Annotated in this window: 21 protein-coding genes; 12 read left to right on the top strand and 9 right to left on the bottom strand. The window is 56.8% G+C overall.

Going from position 1 to position 23,494, the window contains the following annotated elements:
- Nucleotides 1–18 precede the first annotated feature (18 nt).
- The 3 genes from cysK (at nucleotide 19) to H8693_RS06320 (ending at nucleotide 2,196) form a co-directional block, all read left to right on the top strand.
- Complete coding sequence (gene cysK, locus H8693_RS06310; protein ID WP_249280286.1) at nucleotides 19–948, top strand: cysteine synthase A; 930 nt, start codon at nucleotides 19–21, stop codon at nucleotides 946–948.
- 105 nt (nucleotides 949–1,053) lie between these two features.
- On the top strand, nucleotides 1,054–1,479 hold the full coding sequence (locus H8693_RS06315) for a GNAT family N-acetyltransferase (protein WP_249280287.1): 426 nt from the start codon (nucleotides 1,054–1,056) through the stop codon (nucleotides 1,477–1,479).
- Between the two features lie 33 nt (nucleotides 1,480–1,512).
- Nucleotides 1,513–2,196, top strand: a complete 684-nt coding sequence (locus H8693_RS06320; RefSeq protein ID WP_249280288.1) for a hypothetical protein — start codon at nucleotides 1,513–1,515, stop codon at nucleotides 2,194–2,196.
- 444 nt (nucleotides 2,197–2,640) lie between these two features.
- Here the strand turns inward: H8693_RS06320 and typA are convergent, their stop codons facing one another.
- Nucleotides 2,641–4,470 (bottom strand): translational GTPase TypA, encoded by a 1,830-nt coding sequence (typA, locus tag H8693_RS06325; RefSeq protein ID WP_178621229.1) that lies wholly within the window; start codon nucleotides 4,468–4,470, stop codon nucleotides 2,641–2,643.
- A gap of 356 nt (nucleotides 4,471–4,826) precedes the next feature.
- On the opposite strand from typA, the gene H8693_RS06330 reads away from it, so the two are divergent.
- Nucleotides 4,827–5,462, top strand: coding sequence for a VanZ family protein (locus H8693_RS06330; protein WP_249280289.1), 636 nt, complete (start codon nucleotides 4,827–4,829; stop codon nucleotides 5,460–5,462).
- 62 nt (nucleotides 5,463–5,524) lie between these two features.
- Here H8693_RS06330 and H8693_RS06335 read toward each other — a convergent pair whose 3' ends face one another.
- Nucleotides 5,525–6,160, bottom strand: coding sequence for a DUF6709 family protein (locus tag H8693_RS06335; RefSeq protein ID WP_249280290.1), 636 nt, complete (start codon nucleotides 6,158–6,160; stop codon nucleotides 5,525–5,527).
- A 280-nt stretch (nucleotides 6,161–6,440) separates the two neighbouring features.
- Here H8693_RS06335 and H8693_RS06340 point away from each other — a divergent pair, with 280 nt between their 5' ends.
- From H8693_RS06340 to H8693_RS06350, 3 genes are all read left to right on the top strand, one after another.
- A complete protein-coding gene (locus tag H8693_RS06340; protein ID WP_178621235.1) occupies nucleotides 6,441–7,109 on the top strand; it encodes a LiaF transmembrane domain-containing protein in 669 nt (222 codons plus the stop codon).
- Between the two features lie 127 nt (nucleotides 7,110–7,236).
- On the top strand, nucleotides 7,237–8,136 hold the full coding sequence (locus H8693_RS06345) for a DUF4349 domain-containing protein (RefSeq protein WP_249280291.1): 900 nt from the start codon (nucleotides 7,237–7,239) through the stop codon (nucleotides 8,134–8,136).
- A 232-nt stretch (nucleotides 8,137–8,368) separates the two neighbouring features.
- Entirely contained in the window at nucleotides 8,369–9,496 is a 1,128-nt protein-coding gene (locus H8693_RS06350; protein WP_249280292.1) for a GNAT family N-acetyltransferase, read from the top strand.
- Nucleotides 9,497–9,930: 434 nt separating this feature from the next.
- On the opposite strand, the gene leuB is transcribed toward H8693_RS06350, so the two are convergent.
- The 7 genes from leuB to ilvB form a co-directional block, all read right to left on the bottom strand.
- On the bottom strand, nucleotides 9,931–11,028 hold the full coding sequence (gene leuB, locus H8693_RS06355) for a 3-isopropylmalate dehydrogenase (protein WP_178621240.1): 1,098 nt from the start codon (nucleotides 11,026–11,028) through the stop codon (nucleotides 9,931–9,933).
- Nucleotides 11,025–11,516, bottom strand: coding sequence for a 3-isopropylmalate dehydratase small subunit (gene leuD, locus H8693_RS06360; RefSeq protein WP_178621242.1), 492 nt, complete (start codon nucleotides 11,514–11,516; stop codon nucleotides 11,025–11,027). The genes leuB and leuD overlap by 4 nt, the downstream gene beginning before the upstream one ends.
- Before the next feature lie 14 nt (nucleotides 11,517–11,530).
- Entirely contained in the window at nucleotides 11,531–12,793 is a 1,263-nt protein-coding gene (gene leuC, locus H8693_RS06365; RefSeq protein WP_249280293.1) for a 3-isopropylmalate dehydratase large subunit, read from the bottom strand.
- A 19-nt stretch (nucleotides 12,794–12,812) separates the two neighbouring features.
- Nucleotides 12,813–14,390 carry a citramalate synthase gene (gene cimA / locus H8693_RS06370; protein WP_249280294.1) on the bottom strand — a complete coding sequence of 526 codons (1,578 nt, stop codon included), beginning with the start codon at nucleotides 14,388–14,390 and terminating at the stop codon, nucleotides 12,813–12,815.
- Nucleotides 14,387–15,901 carry a 2-isopropylmalate synthase gene (locus H8693_RS06375; protein ID WP_249280295.1) on the bottom strand — a complete coding sequence of 505 codons (1,515 nt, stop codon included), beginning with the start codon at nucleotides 15,899–15,901 and terminating at the stop codon, nucleotides 14,387–14,389. The genes cimA and H8693_RS06375 overlap by 4 nt, the downstream gene beginning before the upstream one ends.
- Nucleotides 15,902–16,013: 112 nt before the next feature.
- Complete coding sequence (gene ilvN / locus H8693_RS06380; RefSeq protein WP_249280296.1) at nucleotides 16,014–16,517, bottom strand: acetolactate synthase small subunit; 504 nt, start codon at nucleotides 16,515–16,517, stop codon at nucleotides 16,014–16,016.
- Between the two features lie 18 nt (nucleotides 16,518–16,535).
- Complete coding sequence (ilvB, locus tag H8693_RS06385; protein WP_249280297.1) at nucleotides 16,536–18,149, bottom strand: biosynthetic-type acetolactate synthase large subunit; 1,614 nt, start codon at nucleotides 18,147–18,149, stop codon at nucleotides 16,536–16,538.
- A 231-nt stretch (nucleotides 18,150–18,380) separates the two neighbouring features.
- Between ilvB and eno the strand changes: the two genes are divergently transcribed.
- From eno to H8693_RS06410, 5 genes are all read left to right on the top strand, one after another.
- Nucleotides 18,381–19,655 (top strand): phosphopyruvate hydratase, encoded by a 1,275-nt coding sequence (gene eno / locus H8693_RS06390; RefSeq protein ID WP_249280298.1) that lies wholly within the window; start codon nucleotides 18,381–18,383, stop codon nucleotides 19,653–19,655.
- 216 nt (nucleotides 19,656–19,871) lie between these two features.
- Complete coding sequence (locus H8693_RS06395; protein ID WP_178619783.1) at nucleotides 19,872–20,090, top strand: acyl carrier protein; 219 nt, start codon at nucleotides 19,872–19,874, stop codon at nucleotides 20,088–20,090.
- A 245-nt stretch (nucleotides 20,091–20,335) separates the two neighbouring features.
- On the top strand, nucleotides 20,336–21,130 hold the full coding sequence (locus H8693_RS06400) for an MBL fold metallo-hydrolase (RefSeq protein WP_178619785.1): 795 nt from the start codon (nucleotides 20,336–20,338) through the stop codon (nucleotides 21,128–21,130).
- A gap of 10 nt (nucleotides 21,131–21,140) precedes the next feature.
- Nucleotides 21,141–21,617, top strand: a complete 477-nt coding sequence (rlmH, locus tag H8693_RS06405; protein ID WP_249280299.1) for a 23S rRNA (pseudouridine(1915)-N(3))-methyltransferase RlmH — start codon at nucleotides 21,141–21,143, stop codon at nucleotides 21,615–21,617.
- 711 nt (nucleotides 21,618–22,328) lie between these two features.
- Nucleotides 22,329–23,492, top strand: coding sequence for an MFS transporter (locus H8693_RS06410; protein WP_249280300.1), 1,164 nt, complete (start codon nucleotides 22,329–22,331; stop codon nucleotides 23,490–23,492).
- The last annotated feature ends 2 nt before the right edge of the window (nucleotides 23,493–23,494 follow it).

Below are 23,494 nucleotides of genomic sequence, written 5' to 3' on the forward strand. Positions count from 1 at the left end.
GGAGAAAGGAAAAAGCCGATGAAAATATACAAGGATGTTACGCAGCTCATTGGGAGAACCCCTCTTTTGGAACTCTCGAATTACGAGAAGGCCCATCACCTGCCGGCCAGGATCGTGGCCAAGCTGGAGGGCTTCAACCCGGCGGGAAGCGCCAAGGACCGCATCGCCAAGGCCATGATCGAGGATGCCGAGGCCCGCGGCCTGCTGCGCAAGGACAGCGTCATTATTGAGCCCACCAGCGGCAACACGGGCATTGGGCTGGCCAGCGTGGCGGCGGCGCGGGGATACCGGCTGATTCTGACCATGCCGGAAACCATGAGCGCGGAGCGGCGCACGATGCTCAAAGCCTATGGAGCGGAAATTGTTCTCACCGAAGGCGCCAAGGGGATGAGCGGAGCGATTGCCCGGGCGGAGGAGCTGGCAAAAGAGATTCCCCATGCCTTCATTCCGGGGCAGTTTGAAAATCCGGCAAATCCAGCGGCCCACAAGGCGGCGACGGGGCCGGAAATCTGGGAGGATACGGAAGGAAAAATTGATATCTTTGTGGCTGGGGTTGGAACCGGCGGCACGGTCAGCGGCGTGGGAGAATATCTGAAGAGTCGGAACCCGGATGTCCGGATTGTAGCGGTGGAGCCGGAAAGTTCGCCGGTTCTTTCGGGAGGAGAGCCGGGGCCCCATGGTATTCAGGGCATCGGCGCGGGATTTATCCCAAAGACCTACCATGGCGAGTTTGTGGATGAAATCCTTCAGGTGAAGGATGAGGACGCTCTGGCGGCCGGCCGGGAGGTATCGAGAAGCGAAGGCGTGCTCATCGGCATTTCCGGCGGTGCGGCGGTTTGGGCGGCGGCCCAGGTGGCTGTGCGCCCGGAAAATCGGGGGAAGCTCATCGTTGTTTTCCTGACGGACGGCGGGGACCGCTATCTTTCCACCAAGCTGTTTCTGGATTAGAGAAATGGAGCGCCGCGCCCCTTTCCGGCGGGCATAGAATGCGGCCCTTTGGAATAGATATGGAAAAAACGCGGCGCCGTCCGCGAAAGGAGAAAAGGGATTCAGATGAAGGTGGAAAAAGCACAGCCCCAGGATGCCGCGGAGCTCTCCCGGTTGCTCTCGCTGCTTTTGGAGGAGGAAACGCCAGAGGAAACTGTAAAAGACCTGATCGAAAAGCTCTCGATCCGGGAGGAATATGCCCTTTTGGCCGCCAAAGAAGATGGAAAGGTACTGGGAACGGCCATGGGTGTTCTCTGCCAGGATGTCTGCGCGGGCGCACGGAAGTTTCTGGTGATTGAAAATGTCGTGGTAGACGAGCGCAGCCGGGGAAAGGGCGCGGGACGGGCGCTGATGGAAACGCTGGAGGCCTGGGGCAAGGCGGGCGGAGCCTACTATGCCATTCTGGTTTCCGGCCGGAAACGCCGGACAGGGCATGCGTTTTACCGTGCCCTGGGATTCCAGGAGGAGAAGGGATTCCGAAAGTATTTTTAGGCCTGGGGCAATACAAAAGAAAAGGAAAAATAGTTGAAGGATTTTTTACGGCGGAGCATTGGAATATTTCTGGGGGACTATGGCAGCCGGACCTTGCTGGTTTCGGCGGGATCGTCCATCCTTAATGCGCTCATCGGGGCGGCGAAACTGGTTTTGGGAATTGTATTTTTTTCGCCGTGGCTGATTGTGACGGGAATATACTATCTTGTGCTTTGCGCCGCCCGCGGACGGATTCTGAAAATATACAGCGGGATTCGCCGCATGAATGAGGAAGCAGACAGAGAAGCCCGGCAAACCGCCCTGTTCCGGCACAGCGGCTTTTTTATCTGCATGATTGGCCTGTCCTATCTGGGGGTGTGCCTTTGCATGTATTTTTGGGGCGAGGTCGTCACCTACCCGCCGTATCTCATCTATGGAGTAGCGGCTGTTGCCTTCTATAAGATCGGCATGGCAATCCGCGGCATGATCGTCACCCGGAAAATGCACAATCCAGTTCTTTCGACTCTGAAGATTATCAGCTTTATCGACGCCTGTGTTTCCATTATGATGGTGCAGTGCGCTCTTTTGGCGATGAAAGGATCTCCGGAAGCCTCCAGCAGCAGCGCGCTGCTGGGAATGGCGTGCAGCGTCCTCTTTTTAGGGATCGGCTTATATATGGTGTGCAGCCGGAAGGATAGAAAAGCGCCGCCTGCCGCAAATACCCCCTACTTTCTTTAAAAAGAGAGCAGGACGAATGATAGGATGGAATTTTTCTCTGCCCTGGATCTGTGCACTGACAGAAATTTCCCTGCGGGGTTTTGGTTTCGTTTTTTAAGTATGCGGGGAAAAATGCTGCGGCTGGGGTTAGGAAGCCGGGGATGATCCCGATTCCTATTGCCGCTGTCTCTGGATTTTTGAAGCTGCGGTCCTTCTGTGAGGCGGCAGGAGCTGCGGTTTTTTGTGACGGCATACTATAGGCGCCATTTGGGCGGCTGAAAAAGAAATCATTCCAAAGGATTCGGCGGGATGGCCCTGGTTCTCGGATACGATTTGGAAAGTGAAAAGCGGGGAATTTCCCTTCTTCCCGAAGGGGCAAAAATTCCTGCTGCCGGTTTTCTTCCAATAAAAAGAGCGCGGATGCTTTTTAAAAAGCTGCCGCGCTCTTTGGTTGTCTTTTCCTCTCTAGGACTGCCGCTTTAGGTTGGCCCGGAGCCGCATATTGTGATCCAGAATCCGCTTGCGGATGCGGATGGATTTGGGCGTGACCTCCACCAGCTCGTCATCCCGGATGAACTCCAGCGTTTCCTCCAGGCTCATGACCTTGGGGGGCGTCAGCCGCAGCGCGTCGTCGGAACCCGAGGCGCGGACGTTGGAAACATGCTTTTTCTTGCATACGTTCACGACGATATCGTCGCTCTTGGGGGAACAGCCCACCACCATGCCGCCATATACCTCCGTGCCCGCCCCGATGAAGAGCATGCCGCGCTCCTGGGCATTATAGAGGCCATAGGTGACGGCCTCGCCGGTTTCAAAAGCGATGAGAGAACCCAGATTCCGCCGGGGGATCTCCCCCTTGACCGGCTCATAGCCATAGAAAATGGTGTTCATGATGCCCTCGCCCTTGGTGTCTGTCAAAAACTCGCTGCGATAGCCGAACAGGCCCCGGGAGACGATATGGAATTCCAGGCGCATGCGGCTGCCGTTGGGGTTCATCTGGATGAGCTCAGCCTTGCGGGCCCCCAGCTTCTCGATGACGCTGCCCACCGCATCTTCCGGCACATCCACCACCAATTCTTCCACCGGCTCGCATAGCTTGCCGTCGATGGTCTTATAGAGCACCTTGGGAGCGCTGACCTGCAGCTCAAAACCCTCCCGGCGCATGTTTTCAATGAGAATAGAGAGATGCATTTCGCCCCGCCCCATGACGCGGAAGGAATCAGCGCTGTCCGTCTCTTCCACGCGCAGGGAAACATCCTTTTGCAGCTCACGCATCAGGCGCCCGCGCAGATGACGGGAGGTAACGTATTTCCCTTCCCGCCCGGCAAAGGGGCTGTCGTTAACCGAGAAGGTCATTTCCACCGTGGGTTCGGAAATTTTCACAAAGGGAATGGGTTCAATGGCCGCCGGATCGCAGATCGTGTTGCCGATGTTTACATCCTCGATGCCTGAGAAGGAGACGATATCTCCGGCTGTGGCATGGTCTACGGCCGTCCGCTTGAGCCCGTCAAACTGATAGATGGCCGTGACCTTGGCCTTGGCAGAAAGCTCGGGCGTGTGATAGTCGCAGAGGGCGACCTCCTGGTTCTGCCGCAGGCATCCCCGCTCGATGCGGCCCACGGCGATACGGCCCACATAGTCATTATAGTCGATGGAGGAAACCAACACCTGAAGCGGCCCCTCCGGATCGCCGGACGGCGGGTCAATATGGGAAATGATGGTTTCAAACAGGGGAGTCAGGTCGGTTCCTGCCTCACTGGAAGAGAGGCTGGCCGTTCCTTCCCGGGCCGAACAGAACACCACCGGGCTGTCCAGCTGTTCGTTGGTGGCGTCCAGCTCCAAAAGAAGCTCCAAAACTTCGTCCACCACGTCGTCCGGGCGCGCATCCGGGCGGTCTACCTTGTTGACGACGATGATAACCTTGTGGTTGAGTTCCAGTGCCTTTTGCAGGACAAACCGCGTCTGGGGCATGGGCCCTTCAAAGGCGTCCACCAGCAGCAGAACACCGTTGACCATTTTCAGGGAACGTTCCACCTCACCGCCAAAATCGGCGTGCCCGGGGGTGTCCACAATGTTGATCTTAACGCCATTGAATTCTGTAGAAGTATTCTTGGCCAAAATGGTGATGCCGCGCTCCCGCTCGATATCCCCGGAATCCATGACCCGTTCGTTTACAACCTGGTTGTCCCGGAAGATGCCGCCCTGTTTGAGCATCTGGTCTACCAGCGTCGTCTTGCCATGGTCAACATGGGCGATAATGGCGATGTTGCGCAAATCATTTCTAACTGTTTCCAAACTTTCTCCTTCTTTCAAATAAAAACTTTTGTATTCTCATCCGCCCGGGGCGGAATATGTCCAAAAACACTCATTTATTCTACACCGCCAAACCGGGATTGACAAGGGTTTGCCGGGAAAAAAGGGGAAAACCTGCGGCAGAAAAAGAAACGGCGTTGGGGAACGGGCAGGCGGGAGCCAGGGGACACCCGCCTGCCCTGAAACAAGATTGTTACAAACCTGCGGCCCGCGTTATGATAGAATAAAGACAATTCCGGAGGCCTGCACGGCGGCAGGGGTTTCCATCCGCCGCAAAATGCGGCATGTTGCCGGAATCCAAAAACACAGAAAACAGCCAAAAAGGAGCATATATCCATATGAAAATGGTTTTGGGTACTCTTTGGTCCTATATTCTTCAGGCTCTTCCCTATATCATTGTTTTCTTCCCTCTGTATATCGCCGCGCGGGCGGTGTGGCTGAAAGTATGCCGAAGGCGTGTGCGGTTCCGGCGGGAGATCGGCCTTTCGGCCTTGTGTCTGTATACGATTTTTGTGCTGACAGTAACCGTGCTGCCGGAAGTCAGCATGCAGCGCGGACTGAATCTCTATTATCCGGGAGGGAGCTTTGGGGCGCATAATGCAACCTCCTGGAACCTTGTTCCCGGCAATTTTTTAAACTATGTGGGAAATTCTCTCCAATACTACGGCGGGGCGGCGCTGTATGTATCCCTTCTTGGCAATGTGTGCCTGTTTGTTCCCCTGGGCCTTCTGGCAGTGCTTTGCTATGGAGGCGCCTGGTGGAAATATCTGGCGGCCGGGGCTGCTTTTTCAATATGTATTGAGATGTTTCAGCTGCTTTTGCCCCGGGCGACGGATATCGACGACGTTCTATGCAACACGGCGGGGATGCTGCTGGGATATTTGCTGGGCAGGCTGTGCCTGCGCCTTTCGGGCAGAAAAAAACTGCCCCACAAAAGCCGGCGGAGCAGGAAAACAGCAAAAGGGTTTATTTAAAATAATTCGGGCATTGCGCCTGTTTGCGGATGGGGAGCAGGGCGGCTGCAAACCGGGAAAGCCTATGTTTCCTCTTTCTGGACGTTTTCCAAAGCAACCCAGGCATAAACAAACCAGGCCAGATAGAGCCCGCCGAACAGAACATAATAGATGATATCCGTGGCCGGCGCTTCCACGCTGGATTCGCTCACATAATAGGGATAAAAAAGGGCGGAAAGATCCTCGTCGGTGACCGCTCCTTCATCCAGCCAGGCATCCAGCTGGGTCTTCAGGGTTTCCCGAAGGGAAGGGGTGATTTGCTCCAGCGTTCCCGTGACCTCCATCGTGACTCGCTGGGACTGTGTATTCCCGGGATTCTGCGACTGTTCCAAAAGGGCGGAAAGATCTTCATTCTGCTGGCTTTCCCGCAGGGCAATGACCGCTATGCGCCCTTCCTCCCCGTCCTGGGGAAGGAAAAAATAATAATAAAGATCGGGCTCCTGGGCGGCGAAAGGCCCCTGGAGCGCATCCAGCGTCAGCTGCACACGGCCTTCGGCTCCGGTTTCCAGCTGGGCAGCAGAAAGGGCAGCCGGCGAGAAACCATTTTTGCGCAGCAAATACTGATTGCCCACATAAGCCAGGATAGCAAGAACGGTGATGCAGGCAAAGGCGATGAGAATGTTTTTTCGGACGTCGGCGCCTTTCTGCGCTTGTTTCATAGCCAGACCTTTCCCCTGTCTTTTTGGAAAGAGCGATGATCTTCTGCCCTAACGTTAAACAGGCATTATTATAAAATGTATTGTAGCAATTTTTTGCCTTTTGCACAAGTTTTATGCTATACTATGTGTAAAATACACCGAGATTCCCGCCGCGGCGTCCCAGGGCCGTCCGGCGGAAAACGCGGCAGCCCGCCTTTTCCCCAGCCCCATGCCAAAGGGGCGGTTTCCGGGGAAACATCCTTTTTTCTATCGTAAAACTAAAAATAAGCGGAGGACTTTCATGAAACGAAAAACTGGCACGATACTCGCGGCCCTTTTGGTGATTGCCGGCGGCATCCTTTTGATTCTTCATGCCACCAATGTCATCCGGATCTCCCTCTTTCCCGGCTGGTGGACGCTGTTCATCATTATCCCGACGCTCATTTCCATGCTGAATACCCGGATCAACGCCGGGCATTTGATCTGTCTCAGTGTGGGGATTATTCTCCTGCTCCGGGCGAATGGGATTCTGACGGGGATCAACCTCTGGCTGCTGCTTCTGGGTCTGGTGGTGGTATGCGTGGGTATTTCGCTTCTCTGGCGGCGTCCGGCTCCCGGCCGGGAGGCCAGCGGCAAGGCGGAGGAGACGTATACCGCAGTATTCGGCGGGGTCGACGGCCTGAATAATTCCAAGGATTTTCACAGTGCCGCAGTCTATGCAGTATTTGGCGGCGTGGATCTGGATCTGAGGGAAATCGGCTTGCTGGGGGATGCTTATGTGGATGCGACGGCGGTATTTGGCGGCATCGAGATCTATGTCCCCGGCAATGTGCATGTGGAAATTTCCGGAACGCCGGTGTTTGGCGGCGCAGATGACAAGACCCGGCATGCCGTTTTGAACGGCCCCACGCTCTATATCCGCTATACGGCGGTTTTTGGGGGAGTGACGGTCAGCGAGGAGAAAAAATAACCGGGGGAGGCTCTCGGAGTTTTTATGAAATATGCAGAAGGCTTCCTCTGAAATTTCCGGGAAGCGGCGCACCTTTGAACCTGTGCAAGAGAACAAGCAAAGGACTTTTTCATAAGGAGGGGATATTATGAAAAAAATCATGGCGTTTTTGTTGGCAGGAATTCTTATCTTATCGCTGGCCGCGTGCAGCGGCGCCCCGATGAATGAAGCGGCGCCGTCCCAGGGCGCATCCCAAGACACAGAGGCGGAAGCGCCGGCGGAGGCTCCGCTTGAGGCGGGAGAGGTAGCCATCCAGGCACCGCAGAATGGGCAGAAGCTGGTCTATCGCGCCGAATATACCCTGGAAAGCCGGGATTTCGATGCCGACCGGCAGGCCATCCTGGCGGCAGTGAAGGAACAGGGCGGCTATGTCTCCATGGAACAGAACACCGGACGCAAGCCCACGCAGTACGGAGAGAATGGGAGAAACACCCAGATCGAGGCCCGCATTCCCTCGGAAAACTATGAGGCATTTTGTGCAAAACTGGAGACCGTTGGGGAGGTTCTGCATAAAAATTCCTCTGTGGAGGATGTTTCCGAGCAATATTACGACACGGAATCCCGCATTTCGTTTCTGGAGCTGCGCTACGCGAAGCTGGAGGAACATCTGAAACAGGCGGAAAAAATGGAGGATATCATCACTCTCGAAAAGGAGATGGCCCAGATTCTCACGGATCTGGATATATTAAAAGGCGAAAAGCGGCATATGGACAGCCAGGTGCAGTATTCCACCATATCCATCTATCTGGATGAAAATGCGTCGGCCGGACTGCCGGCTGGGAATGGCGATGTGGGAAACCGGGCGTCCGACGCTTTTTCGGGGACCATGAAAGGCATTGGCGCGTTCTTTGAGGATGCCGCGGTGGCTCTGGCCGGGGCGGCGCCGGTGCTGCTTCTTTTGGCAGGGATCGCGGGGGTCACGCTGGCCATTGTTCTCCCTCTGCAGCGGCGGAAGAAGAAAAAGCAGAAGAATGAGACGGATTCCTGAAAAAAGGCCGGAAATTTCCGGCCTTTTTTTCTTTTTGCGTTAAAACGGCGGGGGAATATGAAATTTTGCCCAGGCATCGCCGAACCTTATGTTTTTATGGTATAATACATAAATAGTCCTTGCCGGGCAGGAGCAGCAACGCGAAGTGCCGGGGAATATACCGGCTGTTCTTTTGTGCGCCGCCTGCGGGGGCCGGAGTATTTATATTTTTTATTTTGATTCGAGGTATTATATGGTAGAAATTAAAGAAGCAAACACGAAACGGCTGCGAAAAAAATTTATACAGTTTCAAAATGAGCTGTATAAAGACTGCCCGCAGTACATTCCCACCATGCTCTCCGACGAGATGGCGAACCTGAACCCGGAAAAGAACCCGGCGTTTGACTATTGCGATATGAAGCTGTTTCTGGCAATGCGGGACGGGAAGATCGTCGGTCGGGTTGCCGGCATCATCAGCCACAAGGCCAACGAGATTTGGAAGCAGAAGCGCATCCGCATTTCCCGATTTGACTTTATCGACGATGCGGAAGTGGTGGACGCCCTGGTTGGGGCCGTGGAGCAATGGGGACGGGAAAACGGCCTGAACGAAGTGGTCGGCCCCCTGGGTTTTTGCGACCTGGATAAAGAGGGAATGCTGGTGGATGGATTCGAGAAGAAAGGCCTGTTTATTACCTACTATAACCATCCCTACTATGTGGAGCATATGAACCGCCTGGGCTTTGAGAAGGATGTGGACTGGACGGAACACAAGGTATATGTGGAGTCGGTGGATGAGGAAAAGCTGGCCCGGATCTGCAGGCGTGTGATTGAGAAAAACAAATTCCGGGTCGTGCATGTAAAGAGCAAAAAACAGGTGAAGCCCTATATCGGCCGTATTTTTGAGCTGCTGAACAGCGAATATAAAAACCTTTATGGCGTTGTTCCCCTGACCGAGCGGCAGAAGGAATACTATGTCAGCCAGTTTTTGCTGCTGCTGAACCTGGATTATGTGGGGCTGATCGAAAATGAAGAGGGCGAATTGGTGGCCATGGGTGTGCTGGCGCCGGGAATGGCAGATGTGATGAAAAAGACGGGCGGCAGGCTGTTCCCCTTCGGCTGGATTCCGGTTCTGCGCAATATTCAAAAGCCCCGGTTTTTGGATATGTATTTCATCGCCGTGGATTCGAGATACCGCAACACCGGCCTTTCCGCCGTGCTGCTCCATGAGATCACCAAACGCGCCGCGGACAACGGCATTCTCTATGCCGAAACCGGCCCGCAGCTGGAGCAGAACTACAACATTCAAAAGCTCTTTGCGGCCTATAAGGTGGAGAGCAATTTTAAACGCCGTCGGTGCTTTAAAAAGGCGATTGGCGAATAAAAGATGGAATAAGAACCCGGGCAGACCAAAGCTGTCCGGGTTTTTTATGGGAAAATTTTCTGACGCAGGCAAGCCCGCAATATTTTGAAAAAGAAAATTTTTGTCCTGTAAGGGGGAGCGTTCGTCTGTTTGCAGTGGGCGGTTTATGGGATGAGCGCGGGAGATGAACGGCCAGACAGGGCTTGCATTGATGATAGAAATAACGATTAGAGGAACTGCCGGCTAAAAGCACCGGGGAAAGAACCGGGCAGAGGAGCTGCCTTGCGGGCCAAAATCGGCGGAGCAGAGGAAACCAGTCATACAATTTCTTTGCCTGTTTTCTTTTTAAGAAGCAGGAGAAAAAAGAGTTATCCACAATTCTGCGGAGAATTTTGTGGATAACTCTTTTTTTGTGTGGATAACTTGTGGTATTTCCGGGGAATCCCCGGGGATTGTTACAGCAAGGATGCGACGGCCTCTCCCATCTGTACGGTGGAAAGAATTTTTTCCTCCGGAGTAGAAGCGTCGGCAATATCCGCCGTGCGCCAGCCATCTGCCAAAGCGGCGGCGATGGCGCGGTCGACAGCGTCCGCAGCCGCCGGCTGATCCAGAGAATAGCGCAGCATCATGGCGGCGGAGGCGATGGTTGCCAAAGGATTGGCCAGGCCCTTTCCGGCAATATCCGGCGCAGAACCATGCACCGGCTCATACATCCCCAGCCGCGTCGCTCCGAGGGAGGCGGAGGGAAGCATGCCGATGGAGCCGGTGAGCATACTGGCCTCATCCGAAAGAATGTCGCCAAACATGTTGGTGGTGACGATTACATCAAACTGGGCCGGGTTATGAACCAGCTGCATAGCGGCGTTATCGATGAACATGTCGTCGGCGGTCACGTCCGGATATTCCCGGGCAATTTCGTGGAACACGGTCCGCCAGAGGCGCGAACTTTCCAGCACATTGGCTTTATCCACGCTGGTGACATGGCCCCTGCGCTTGCGGGCGGATTCAAAGGCGACCCGGCAGATGCGCTGGATTTCCGGAACGCTGTAGCATTCGGTGTCAAAGGCAGCAGGAGCGCCGTTTACCTTGGTGCGGCCCCGTTTGCCAAAATAAATGCCGCCCGTCAGCTCCCGGACGATAAGGATATCCATGCCCTCCCCAACGATTTCGGGTTTCAGAGGGCAGGCATGGGCCAGAGCCGGCTGGAGATAGGCCGGGCGCAGATTGGTAAACAGGTCGAGGCCGCTGCGCAGCCCGAGAAGAGCGCGTTCCGGGCGCTTCTCGCCGGGAAGGGTATCCCACTGCGGGCCGCCGACTGCGCCCAGCAGCACACTGTCGCTTGCCAGGCAGGCCTCCAGAGTCTCTTCGGGCAGCGCCTGGCCTGTGGCTTCAATCGCGCAGCCCCCGGCAAGAACCTCATGAAACTGGCAGAGAAAGCCGAATTTTTCTCCCGCGAGATGCAAGATCTTCATGGCCTCGGTCACAATCTCGGGGCCGATGCCGTCGCCCTTGATGACGGCAATATGATAGGTTGTTCTTCCGATTTTTCTCATACACGTCCCTCCTTGATGGCGTTCACCAGCCCGCCGGCGGTGATGATCTCCTGGATAAACGGCGGGAAGGGCTGAGCCTGAAAGGTTTTGCCCGTGGTGATATCCCGGATGGAGCCGGTGTCAAAATCCACCTCCACCTGGTCGCCGCCGCGGATCTCCTCCGCGGCTTCCGGGCATTCCAGAATGGGCAGGCCGATGTTGATCGCGTTGCGATAGAAAATCCGGGCGAAGCTCTTGGCGATGACGCAGGAGATGCCCGCCGCCTTGATGGCGATGGGAGCATGCTCCCGGGAGGAGCCGCAGCCGAAATTCAGCTGCCCCACCATGATATCGCCCTTCTGCACCTTGTGAATGAATTCTTTGTCGATATCCTCCATGCAGTGCGCAGCCAGTTCATCGGGATCGCCCGAGAGGAGATACCGCGCCGGGATGATTACGTCTGTGTCGATGTTGTCGCCATAGGCGAATACATTGCCTTTTGCCTTCATTTGCGTTTCCTCCTTTACAGATCTTCCGGGCTGGCGATATAACCCTTGACGGCGCTGGCAGCGGCAACGGCCGGGCTTGCCAGATATACCTTGGAATCCACATGCCCCATGCGCCCCACGAAGTTGCGGTTCGTCGTGGAAATGGCGGCCTCTCCCGAGGCCAGAATGCCCATATGCCCGCCCAGGCAGGGGCCGCAGGTGGGGGTGGAAACGGCGCAGCCGGCTTTCACGAGAGCCTGGACATAGCCCTTTTCAATGGCCTCCAGATAGATTTTCTGGGTGGCGGGGATGACAATGGCCCGAACGCCTTTCGCCACCTTCCGCCCGCGGAGGATCTCCGCCGCCGCTTTGATATCCTCCAGCCGTCCGTTGGTGCAGGAGCCGATGATGCATTGCTGAATGGCAATTTTTTCTGAAATCTCCCGCACCACATGGGCATTGCCCGGCAGGTGAGGGAAGGCTACCGTGAAATCCAGTTTGTCTAAATCGATATGCACGGTGCGGGTATATTCCGCATCCGGATCGGGCGCAAAGAACGTTCCGCTCTCCCGGGCATGCGCCGCAAGATAGGCCTTTGTCTTTTCATCCGCCGGGAAGATGCCGTTTTTGGCCCCCGCCTCGATGGCCATGTTGCAGATCGCAAAGCGGTCGTCCATGGAAAGAGAGGCGACGCCGTCCCCCACAAATTCCAGAGACTGATAGAGAGCGCCGTCCACGCCGATTTCGCCGATCAGATGGAGAATCAGATCTTTGCCCGAGACATGGGGGCGAAGCGCGCCCGTCAGCTCCACCTTGATGGCGGAAGGCACCTTAAGCCATGTGCGCCCCAGGGCCATGGCGCAGCCCATATCCGTGGAGCCGACGCCGGTGGAAAAGGCGTTGAGCGCGCCATAGGTGCAGGTGTGGGAATCCGCGCCGATGACGATATCCCCGGCCTTCACCAGCCCCTTTTCCGGGAGCAGAGCATGCTCAATGCCCATCTGGCCCACATCGAAGAAATTCACAATTCCCATTTCCCGGGCAAACTCCCGGCTCACCTTGCACTGCTCGGCGGCCTTGATATCCTTGTTGGGGGTAAAATGATCGAGAACGATGGCGATTTTCTCCCGGTCAAAGACATGTTCCCGGCCGCAGCGGCGGAATTCCCGGATGGCGACCGGGGTGGTGATATCGTTGCCCAGCACCATATCCGTGGGGACGGTGATGAGCTGGCCGGCCGTCACCTGGGGCAAACCCGCGTGGGCGGCCAGTATTTTCTGCGTCATTGTCATAGCCAAATGCGTTTCCTCCTTATCTTTATGCCTGCCGGTCTTCGTCCATGGCCAGCTTATATTCGATGGAATCCCGGAGGGCCAGGAAGCTGGCCTCGATGATATCCGTGGATACGCCGACCGTCGTCCAGGTATGCTCCCCATCGGTGGATTCGATGAGCACCCGGACGGTGGCGGCGGTAGTAGCGTCGCTTTCCAGTACCCGAACCTTGTAATCCGTCAGCCGGACCTGGGCCAGAGACGGATAGAAATGGGTGAGCGCCCCCCGCAGCGCCAGGTCCAGGGCGTTGATGGGGCCGTTGCCTTCGGCGGCCGAGATCTGCGATTCCTCGCCCACCCGGATTTTCACCATGGCGGAGGAAGGATGCAGGCGGCCGAAAAGCGGCTGTTCCCCGATGGTCTTGAAATGGTCCAGGGTAAAATATTTCCTTTGCAGCCCCAGAGCGCGCCGGATCACCAGGTCAAAGCTCTCCTCCGCCGCTTCAAACTGATATCCCCGGTATTCCAGGGCTTTCAGCTGTTCCAGAATCTCCTGGGTTTTGGGAGAAGTTTTGGTGAGGCTGGGGTCGTATTTCTGAATGCGGGCCAGCAGCCCGGATTTCCCGGAAATCTCGCTCATGAGGAATTTGCGCCGGTTGCCCACGCTTTCCGGAGAGACATGCTCAAAGGATGAGGGGATTTTGGTCACTCCGTCGATATGCATGCCGCCTTTATGGGCAAAGGCGCTCCCGCCCACATAGGGCCGGTTGCCAGGCAGAGAGAAGTTGGCGATATCGGCCACCTTCCGGGCCGTGGCGGTCAGGCTGGGCATGCAGTCCCTGGGAATGCAGGAATACCCCTGTTTGAGCTGCAAATTGGGGATGAGGGTGGAGAGATCGGCATTCCCGCAGCGCTCCCCGAAACCCAGCAGCGTCCCCTGCACATGGCTGGCCCCCGCCCGGACGGCCTCCATGCTTCCGGCCACCGCCAGGCCGCAGTCGTTATGGCAGTGGATGCCGATACAGACACCGGGAAAGGCCGCCGCTGCCGCCCTGGTCATCCCGGCAATGTCCGCCGGATACGCTGCGCCGTTGGTGTCGCAGAGGCAGAGGATCTCCGCCCCGCCCTGAAGCGCGGCGCGCAGGGTTTCCAGGGCATACTGGGGATCCAGGGCATAGCCGTCGAAAAAGTGCTCGGCGTCATAGATCACCCGCCGCCCCTGCTCCTTCAAGAAGGCGACGCTTTCCCGGATCATGGCCAGGTTTTCTTCCAATGTCGTCTCCAAAACCCGGCGGACATGCAGGGGAGATGTCTTTCCAAAGAGGGAAACCACCTGGGTTCCCGCCCGGAGCAGGCCTTTTAAGCCGGCATCCAGATCTGCCCGGCTGTTTTTTCGGCGCGTGCTCCCAAAGGCCACCAGCTGAGCATGGGAAAGGGAGATCCCCTGCAGGCTTTGGAACAGGTCGGCGTCCTTGGGATTGGAGGCGGGGTTGCCCGCCTCAATATACGCAATTCCCAGCTTGTCTAATGCCAGGATGACTTTTCTTTTATCGCTCTCGGAAAACGAGACGCCTTCGCCCTGCAGGCCGTCCCGCAGGGTGGAATCCAGAATGGTGAGCTTCATGCCTGTTTCTCCAGACTGATGAATTTATTGATGGCATGGAGATAGGCCAGGATGGAGGATTCCAGAATATCCGTCGAGAGGCCGCGGCCGGTGAGCGTCTTGCCGTTGCAGGTGACCTTGACAGACACCTGGCCAAGGGCGTCCTCGCCCTCGGTTACCGAGCGGATAGAATAATCCTCCAGCTTGAGGTTCAGGGGCGACATCTTCTCAATGGCCTTATAGCAGGCAAAGATCGGGCCGTCCCCAATGGCGACATCCTCGACCTCCCGCCCGTCGATCTGCAGGCGGACAATGGCTGTAGCCCGGATGGTGTTGCCGCTGTTGATGACGAACCGATCCAGCTTATAGTGCTCGGGAGTATGGGAGGTGCTCTCCACCAACGCCTCCAGGTCATAATCTGAGACGTCCTTTTTGCGGTCGCAGAGGACTTTGAATTTTTCAAAAAGCTTGGCAATGGCCTCCTCGGGCAGCTGATAGCCCAGGGAAACCAGGCGGTCCTCAAAGGCATGGCGGCCGGAATGCTTGCCCAGCACGATATTGTTTTTCACGATGCCGATGGACTCAGGCGTCATGATCTCATAGGTCTCCCGTTTGGCGAGAACGCCATGCTGGTGAATGCCGGATTCATGCAGGAAGGCGTTCGCCCCGACAATGGCCTTGTTGTTGGGGATATCCTGCCCGATGATCCGGGCCAGCCGGGTGCAGGAGCGGTAGATCTGGGTTGTGTCGATGCGGGTGGTGCAGTCGAAGAAATCCCGGCGGGTTTTGAGGGCCATGACGATCTCCTCCAGCGCCGCGTTGCCCGCCCGCTCCCCGATGCCGTTTAAGGTGCATTCCACCTGGGTCGCCCCGGCCTTGATGCTGGCCAGAGAGGTGGCTACGCCCAGCCCCAGGTCGTTGTGGTTATGGACGGAGATGGTGGCTTTGTCGATGTTGGGCACATTATTTTTGATATAGGAAATGAGGTCAAACATCTCCTCCGGCGTGGCATAGCCGACGGTATCCGGGATATTCACGGTGGAAGCGCCGGCACGGATGGCTCGCTCCAGGGCGCGGCAGAGGAAATCCCGGTCGCTGCGGCTGGCGTCCTCCGCCGAGAATTCCACATCCGGGCAGAGATTGCGGGCATAGGTGACCAGCTCGTCGATCTGGGAGAGGACGTCCTCGGGCTTCATCTTGAGCTTATAGCGCATATGCAGGTCAGAAGTTGCGATAAACGTATGAATGCGGGGGCTTACCGCGTTTTTCAGGGCTTCTGCCGAAGCGTCGATATCCTTTTTTACAAGACGGCTCAGGGATGCCACTGTGCAGTCCTTGATGGTTTGGGCAATAGCGGCCACGGACTCAAAATCCCCGGGGCTGGCAATGGCGAAGCCGGCCTCGATGATATCCACACGGAGGCGCTCCAGCTGGCGGGCCATCTTGAGCTTTTCATTCAGGTTCATGCTGCATCCGGGGGACTGTTCCCCGTCCCGCAGCGTCGTGTCAAAAATCTTGATCTGCTGACTCATAGGAAAAAATACACTTCCTTTCTGAATTCTCTTGAAAGAATAAATAATGAATATAGGAAAGAAACCCTCCGCCGCATCCGGCATGCGGTTTCTTTTTTACAAGGCGATACAATTATTTTTCCAGCGACAGATGCTTTTCGCCCCGCTGGAGGCCGGCGGCGCCCGTGCGGGCCACCTCTAAGATGCCATATTCGGCAAGCAGGTCCAAAAACGCGTTGTTTTTGGCGGGGGTGCTGGTCATTTCAATGGTGGCCGTAGTGGGAGAAAGGTCGGCGATGGTGGCATGGAACACATTGCAGATTTCGATGATCCCGGCCCGGCTGCCCGCCGACGCCCAGACCTTCACCAGCATCAGCTCCCGGAACACCGCAGAACTGGGCTCTACCTCCACGATTTTTTCCACTTCCTCCAGCTTGGCCAGCTGTTTTTTGATCTGCTCCAGGATATATTCATTGCCATAGAGCACGATGGTCATGCGGGAATAGCGCGGATCGAGGGTTTCGCCCACCGTCAGGGAGGTGATGTTATAGCCCCGGCGGCCGAACAGGCCGGATACCCGGCAAAGCACGCCGGCATTGTTCTGCACCAATACAGATAAAATATATTCTCTTTCCATTGTCGTTTCCTCTCCTGTCTATTTGGCGAACACGGCCTCTTCCGGATCAATGACGCATTCCACGACGCAGGGCCCCTGGCGGGATGCGGAAAGGGCGCTTTGCAGCACGCCTGCGATATCCTCCCGGGCCGCAATGCGATAGGCCTTGGCCCCGAAGGCCCGGGAAAGGGCCAGAAAATCCGTGGGGCGGTTCAGATCCACGGCGCTCAGCCGCCCGCCGCAGGCGGTTTTCTGCATCTGCCGCACCATGCCCAGAGTTTTGTTGTTGAACACGATCTCCAGGATGGGAAGGTGATAGGCCATGGCGGTGGAAAGCTCGGCCAGGTTCATATAGAAGCTGCCGTCCCCGGCAATGTTGATGATCCGTTCCCCCGTGCCGAAGGCTGCCCCGATGGCCGCTCCTAGGCCAAAGCCCATAGCTCCCAGTCCCCCGGGGGTCAGAAATTTGCGCGGCCCGCCAATGGGCAGGAAGGACGCCGCCCAGATCTGGTGTTCCCCCACCTCAGTGGTATAGATCTGGCCCGGCCCGGCCATTTTGCCCAGCCGGGAGAGAATCTGGGCCGGATGAAGTCCGGGAGAGGCGGGCATGGGAAGAAGGGGCGGCTCAATATGGGAGCATAACACATTTTCCTTTTTTTCCGAAACGCTTTGCAGCAGGCGTGACAGCAGTTCCTGCGCGTCCCCGATGAGGGAGATATCCGCCGGGAGATTCTTGTTGATTTCCGCCGCGTCGATATCGATATGCAAAAGACGGGCATCCGGGCCGATGCAATCCCGGCTGGGGATGGAGCGGTCGGAAAGCCGCGTGCCCACGGCAATGACGAGGTCGCTTTCTGCGAGACATTCTGCCGCCGCCGGCGTTCCAAACATGCCGAGCATGCCGGCATAGAGGGGATGGGTGGCGGGAAAGGCGCCGATGCCCATGAGAGTCAGCGCCACGGGAGCATGGAGTTTCTCGGCCAGGGCCAGGAGCTCGGCTTCAGCTCCGGCGCTGATGATGCCGCCGCCGGCGATGAACATGGGCCGCGCCGCCTCGTCGATCAGGGAGGAGGCGGCCAGCAGATCCACGCCGTCGGCATGCAGAACCGGCGCCGGACGGGCCGGGGGCCGCGGGGAAAATTCGCATTCCGCCTCGGCTACGTCCGACAGGATATCCACCAGCACCGGGCCGGGCCGCCCGGATGAGGCGATGCGGAAGGCGCTGCGCAGGGTATCCGCCAGGGCATGAACATCCTTTACCATATAATTGTGCTTGGTTACCGGCATGGAGACGCCATAGATATCCACCTCCTGAAAGCTGTCCTTGCCGATGGACGGCCGGTTGACGTTGCATGTGATGGCGACCACCGGCGTGGAATCCATATGCGAGGCGGAAAGACCGGTCAAAAGGTTGGTGGCTCCGGGGCCGGAGGTGGAGAGGGCAACGCCCGTCCTTCCGGTGGCCCGGGCATAGCCGTCCGCCGCATGGGCGGCATGCTGTTCATGGGTCATGAGCACATGATGGATGGAATCCCGGTATTCATAGAGGGCGTCATAAATTTTCAGGGCGGCGTTGCCCGGATAGCCGAACACCCGATCCACGCCCTGTTCCAAAAGGCATTCCATGACGATCTGCGCGCCTGTATACAGCATATGCACCCTCCTGCGATTCCCGTTGAATTTACAAAACGGCGGCGGATACGGCATGTTCCCCGCCGAACTTGCGTATATTTTAGCACAAAAGGGCGGTTTTTTACAGATTTTTGACCGGAAAACACGAAAGTTTCACAATTTGTTTTCGGGTCTATTTAATAAAGGAAGGGAATATCCTTCAAGATTATGGAAATACTAGGCGGAGAAACTTTTTTGAGGAGGGTTCAAAGCATGATTATCAGAGAGGTTACGGGCCGGGAAGTGCTGGATTCCCGGGGCTTCCCTACGGTATATGCCCGGGTCGTGAGCGAGGACGGCGCCGTGGGCGAGGCCAGCGTCCCCTCGGGCGCATCGGTCGGGAAATTTGAGGCGGTGGAGCTTCGGGACGGAGATCCGCGGCGGTTTGGCGGAAAGGGCGTGCTGAACGCCGTCCAGAATGTGAACACGGTCATCGCCTCCAAAATGGTCGGGAAGAACTTCACGGCCCAGGCCCAGGTGGACGATTTTCTCTGCCGCCTGGATAACACCAAAAACAAATCCTGGCTGGGGGCCAACGCCATTCTGGCGGTTTCCATGGCGGCCGCCCGGGTGGGGGCCAAAAGCTGCCGCATGGAGCTATATGAATATCTGCGGGACGAGCGGGGGAAATATATCCTCCCCACGCCCATGATGAACATTTTAAACGGCGGCGTTCATGCGGGAAATACCGTGGACATTCAGGAATTCATGGTCATGCCTGTGGGGGCGGGAAACTTCCGGGAGGCCATGCGCATGGGAAGCGAGGTCTATATGGCCCTGAAGGCCAACCTGAAAAAGGACGGCCTGGGGACGGCTGTTGGGGATGAGGGCGGCTTTGCCCCGGACCTGAAGGCGGATGAACAGGCCATCGAATATCTTTTGAAGGCGGCGGCAGACGCCGGTCTGTCCCGGGATATCGCCATTGCCCTCGACGCGGCTTCCAGCGAATGGGCCATTGGGGATGGAAAATACCGCCAGCCCAAGAGCGGGCGGGAGATGAACCGGGCGCAGCTGGCGGAATATTTCGCCGGGCTGGCAAAGGCATATCCCATCATCTCCATGGAGGACCCGCTGGCAGAGGAGGATTTCGCCGGATTTGCCATCCTGGGCGAGATGACGGATATCCAGGTCGTGGGCGACGATCTGTTTGTCACCAATGTCGAGCGTATTTCCAAGGGAATCGAAGAGAATATCGCCAACGCAATCCTGATTAAGCCCAACCAGATCGGGACAATTACAGAAGCCAAAAATGCCATTGAGCTGGGGCGGCGCCATGGCTATGCCTCCATTGTGTCCCACCGTTCCGGAGATACCGAAGACGCGTTTATCGCGGATCTGGCTGTGGCCACGGGCGCCGGGCAGATCAAGACCGGCGCGCCCTGCCGAGGGGAGCGCACGGCAAAATACAACCGGCTGCTGCAGATCGAAGACGAGCTGGGAAGCCAGTCCGTCTATCTGGGGGGCAAGGCTGTGAAAAACTATGGCTAAGGCGTTTTTCGCCTGCCGCCGGCTGTATAAGCTGGCCAAGGTCGTCTATTATTTGAACCGGCGGTGAGGGCAGCCTCGCCGCCCTTTTGCTTGACAAACGGAAAATCTTCTTCTATTATAAAGGGCAGTCCGGCGTGGAATCTTGACACAAAGGGCGCATATGATAAAATAGAGGGGAAAAGCTGCGGCTTACCAAAAAAAGGAGGAGCAAAAAACATGGAATTTGAAAAGATCAGGGATATCATCGCTGAAAAGATGGATATGGATCCTGCCGACATCACCATGGAATCTTCGTTTGAGGATATGGAGATTGATTCTCTTGATATGGTGGAAATCGTTATGGATATCGAAGAAGCCTTCGACATCTCCATTGAAACGGGCGATGGCCTGAAGACGGTTGCCGATCTGGTTGACTATATCAAAAACAACAAGTAAGGGAGCCGGCGGAAGCTCAATCTGTCATAAATTTTCTGCATTTGCACTTATCGCTTATCATGGATTTATAAAAGCTGACAGATTGGGCCCGCATGGGGCCTGCGCAGCATGGGCGGCGCAGGTCTTTTTTTGTGCCCGCGGATTCCCGGGGCGGCGGATAAAGAAAAAGTAAAGAAAAAGGGATTTTTTCCTTTGCAAACTTTGGCGAAAACGGTATAATGATGCTGTATTATGGAGGAAAACACATGAGCCTTAGCATTTCGCCTCTGTTCAGCAGCTCCAGCGGCAACTGCACCTATGTGGGCACAGAGAGAACCGGCCTGATCGTGGATGCGGGGCTGGCGGGGAACAAAGTGGAAGGGGCTTTACAAAATATCGGCAAGCGCCCGGGCGAGCTTTCCGGCATTCTCATCACCCATGAGCATACCGACCATATCCGCGGCGTGGGCGTGCTGAGCCGGAAATATGATCTGCCCGTCTATGCCAATGCCAAAACCTGGGAGGCCATGCAGGCCAAGGTGGGGGAAATTTCCCTGAAAAACACCCGGGTCATCGACCGGACCGAGTTTTACATTGGCGATATCTGCGTGGCACCGGTTCCCATCCACCACGATGCTGCCGATCCCACCGGCTTTGCCTTTTTCGGCGCGGGGCGTAAGGTGGGTGTGATGACAGACACCGGGCATATCACCCGGGATATGCTGGATGCCATGGAGGGGGCGGCGATTGTGCTTTTGGAATCCAATCACGATATCGAGCTTCTGAAAAACGGAAGATATCCATATTATTTAAAGAAACGCATCCTTTCAGGAAAAGGGCACCTTTCCAACGAAGCCGCGGGAGCGGCGGCGGGAGAGCTGGCAAAGCGAGGCGTGCGGGGGATTCTCCTGGGGCATTTGAGCCGGGAGAACAACCGCAAGCTGCTGGCCTATGAGACTGTGTTTGCGGCGCTCAAAAGCGAAGGGATTGAGCCGGGGCGGGATCTGGCCCTGGGGACGACGCGCAAAAGCCATGTCACTGGCTTTTATACATTGAAATGAGGCGGCGGGGTTGCAAAAGATCCGAATTGTCAGCGTAGGGAAAATGAAGGAGAAATACTGGCTCGCAGCCCAGGCGGAATATCAGAAGCGCCTGGGGCGGTATGCTTCCCTGGAAATCGTGGAGCTGAAGGACGAACCGACCCCCGAAAATCCCACGCCCCGGGAGCGGGAGGCCGTTCTCAAAAAGGAAGCCGGGCGGGTGGCCAAGGCCATGGAGGGCTTTGATGCGGCGGCTGTGATGGCCATTGAGGGCAGGGAGTTTACTTCGGAGGGCTTTGCCCAGGCGCTCAAGCCGTATGTGGACGGCGGAAAATCCATTTGCTTTGTAATCGGAGGGTCCCTGGGCCTGGCCCAGGAGATCAAGGAACGAGGAGAGCTGTTCTCCCTTTCCCGGATGACCTTTCCGCACCGGCTGGCGCGGGTGGTGCTGCTGGAGCAGATTTACCGGGCTTTCAAGATACTGAACAACGAAAACTACCACAAATAGGTCCTCGGCGGACGGCCATAAACGCACCCAATATGGAGGAAGCCGACAGGGATGCGCCCGGCATATAGGGCAGAAGAAACCGCGGAAACAGGAGTCCTCGGCGGACGGCCGCATACGCACGCAACGCGGAGGAAGCCGACAGGGATGCGCCCGGCATATAGGGCAGAAGAAACCGCGGAAACAGGAGTCCTCGGCGGACGGCCGCATACGCACGCAACGCGGAGGAAGCCGGCAGGGATGCGCCCGGCATATAGGGCAGAAGAAACCGCGGAAACAGGAGTCCTCGGCGGACGGCCGCATACGCATCCGACCCGGGGGAAACCGGCGGCAAAGCCCCCGGCATATAGGGCAGAAGAAACCGCGGAAACAGGAGTCCTCGGCGGATGGCCGCATACGCATCCGACCCGGGGGAAACCGGCGGCAAAGCCCCCGGCATATAGGGCAGAAGAAACCGCGGAAACGGGAGTCCTCGGCGGACGGCCGCATACGCATCCGACCCGGGGGAAACCGGCGGCAAAGCGCCCGGCATACGGAACAGAGCAGCCATATGGGAAGAACGGCCTTGCGGCGGGAGCCCCTTATATGCAATGCGCAGGCGGAAAGCGTGCGCCGCGGGGAATGAAACGGATAAAAGCCGTTCGTTAGATATCGGTTCATCGCGCAGGAGATGCGCTTCTTATAGAGGAAATTAGGAAAAAGGAAAGCGAAAAGATGGGAAAAACGAAAAACAGAGGCTATGTGTTCTTTGGATGCCTGCTGCTCTTTGCCCTGGGTTTTATTTCTTCGGGCAACCAGTTAATCCTGATGGAGGTGACTGAGGACTTTCAGATGGATGGGAATACGGGCGTCGGCATATTGGCGGCAATGTCGTATGCGGGGATGATCCTGTCAACGATTCTATTCGGCGGACTCACGGATCGATTTGATAAAAAAAAGGTGCTGTGTGCCTTTGGGCTCGTGGTGGTCGGAGGAACCGCTGTGGGATGTTTGTCCCAGAGCGCTTTTATGGTGGCCCTCAGCATTTTTATTTACGGCATCGGCTTTGCTATTGTCAACGGAACGGTGGGGGCGGCTCTCATGGAGACTGACCCCAGCCGCAGCAATACCTTTACCAACCTGAGCCAGATGTTTTTCAGCCTTGGGTCGGTCGTTTCTCCGCTTCTGATCGCATGGCTCATGGAACGGGGCATGAACTGGCGGGGGCATTTTGGCATCGGCGCCGGCCTGTTCCTGGCGGCGGTGATCTGCTTTTTCTTCACCAGGCGCCCGGCTGTCCCCGAAGGGATGAAAAGCGCCGGGGATAAGGGGAGCTTCCGGGCCATTGCCTGCGCGGCGCTCTTTCTGCTGGCTCTCTCTATCGGCATGTATGTGGCGATGGAATCCGGGCAGGTATTTTTCACCAAGCCCTATTTCATTCAGGAACTCAAGGACCCGCAGAACGCGGCCCTCTCCATTTCGCTTATCTGGATTATGATGATCCCCTCCCGCGTGATCGCCAGCCGCATTCATAAGAAAAAGACGCTTCTGGTCTGCGGGTGCTTTGCTCTGGCCTGCATAAGCTGTCTTTTGACGGCTCTGGTGCGTGTTCCGGGGCTTTCGCTTGTCTGGAGCGCCCTCTTCGGCTTTGCGGCAGGGCCGATCTTCCCGACCATCATGAGCGCGGCGATGGATGCGTTTCCGCATCATACCGGGCGCGCCTCCAGCGTTCTTGTCACGGCGGCGGGCATCTTCGGCGTGCTTTCCAACATCGGCATGGGCGCGGTTTCGGACGCCATCGGCCTGGGCAATGGGTTTTTCATGGTGGCGGGCTTCGCGGCTCTGGGCATTTTGCTGTTCTATCTGGCGCGGAAGAAATCCAGCCCGGGCAGGAAATAAGG

The sequence above is a fragment of the Guopingia tenuis genome (genome assembly GCF_014384805.1).
Lineage (GTDB): Bacteria > Bacillota > Clostridia > Christensenellales > Christensenellaceae > Guopingia > Guopingia tenuis.

Coding starts and splice junctions, on each gene's coding strand:
- cysK (WP_249280286.1), top strand. CDS start 19: ATGAAAATATACAAGGATGTTACGCAGCTCATTGGGAGAACCCCTCTT.
- H8693_RS06315 (WP_249280287.1), top strand. CDS start 1,054: ATGAAGGTGGAAAAAGCACAGCCCCAGGATGCCGCGGAGCTCTCCCGG.
- H8693_RS06330 (WP_249280289.1), top strand. CDS start 4,827: ATGAAAATGGTTTTGGGTACTCTTTGGTCCTATATTCTTCAGGCTCTT.
- H8693_RS06335 (WP_249280290.1), bottom strand. CDS start 6,160: ATGAAACAAGCGCAGAAAGGCGCCGACGTCCGAAAAAACATTCTCATC.
- H8693_RS06340 (WP_178621235.1), top strand. CDS start 6,441: ATGAAACGAAAAACTGGCACGATACTCGCGGCCCTTTTGGTGATTGCC.
- H8693_RS06345 (WP_249280291.1), top strand. CDS start 7,237: ATGAAAAAAATCATGGCGTTTTTGTTGGCAGGAATTCTTATCTTATCG.
- H8693_RS06350 (WP_249280292.1), top strand. CDS start 8,369: ATGGTAGAAATTAAAGAAGCAAACACGAAACGGCTGCGAAAAAAATTT.
- leuB (WP_178621240.1), bottom strand. CDS start 11,028: ATGAGAAAAATCGGAAGAACAACCTATCATATTGCCGTCATCAAGGGC.
- leuD (WP_178621242.1), bottom strand. CDS start 11,516: ATGAAGGCAAAAGGCAATGTATTCGCCTATGGCGACAACATCGACACA.
- cimA (WP_249280294.1), bottom strand. CDS start 14,390: ATGAAGCTCACCATTCTGGATTCCACCCTGCGGGACGGCCTGCAGGGC.
- H8693_RS06375 (WP_249280295.1), bottom strand. CDS start 15,901: ATGAGTCAGCAGATCAAGATTTTTGACACGACGCTGCGGGACGGGGAA.
- ilvN (WP_249280296.1), bottom strand. CDS start 16,517: ATGGAAAGAGAATATATTTTATCTGTATTGGTGCAGAACAATGCCGGC.
- ilvB (WP_249280297.1), bottom strand. CDS start 18,149: ATGCTGTATACAGGCGCGCAGATCGTCATGGAATGCCTTTTGGAACAG.
- eno (WP_249280298.1), top strand. CDS start 18,381: ATGATTATCAGAGAGGTTACGGGCCGGGAAGTGCTGGATTCCCGGGGC.
- H8693_RS06395 (WP_178619783.1), top strand. CDS start 19,872: ATGGAATTTGAAAAGATCAGGGATATCATCGCTGAAAAGATGGATATG.
- H8693_RS06400 (WP_178619785.1), top strand. CDS start 20,336: ATGAGCCTTAGCATTTCGCCTCTGTTCAGCAGCTCCAGCGGCAACTGC.
- H8693_RS06410 (WP_249280300.1), top strand. CDS start 22,329: ATGGGAAAAACGAAAAACAGAGGCTATGTGTTCTTTGGATGCCTGCTG.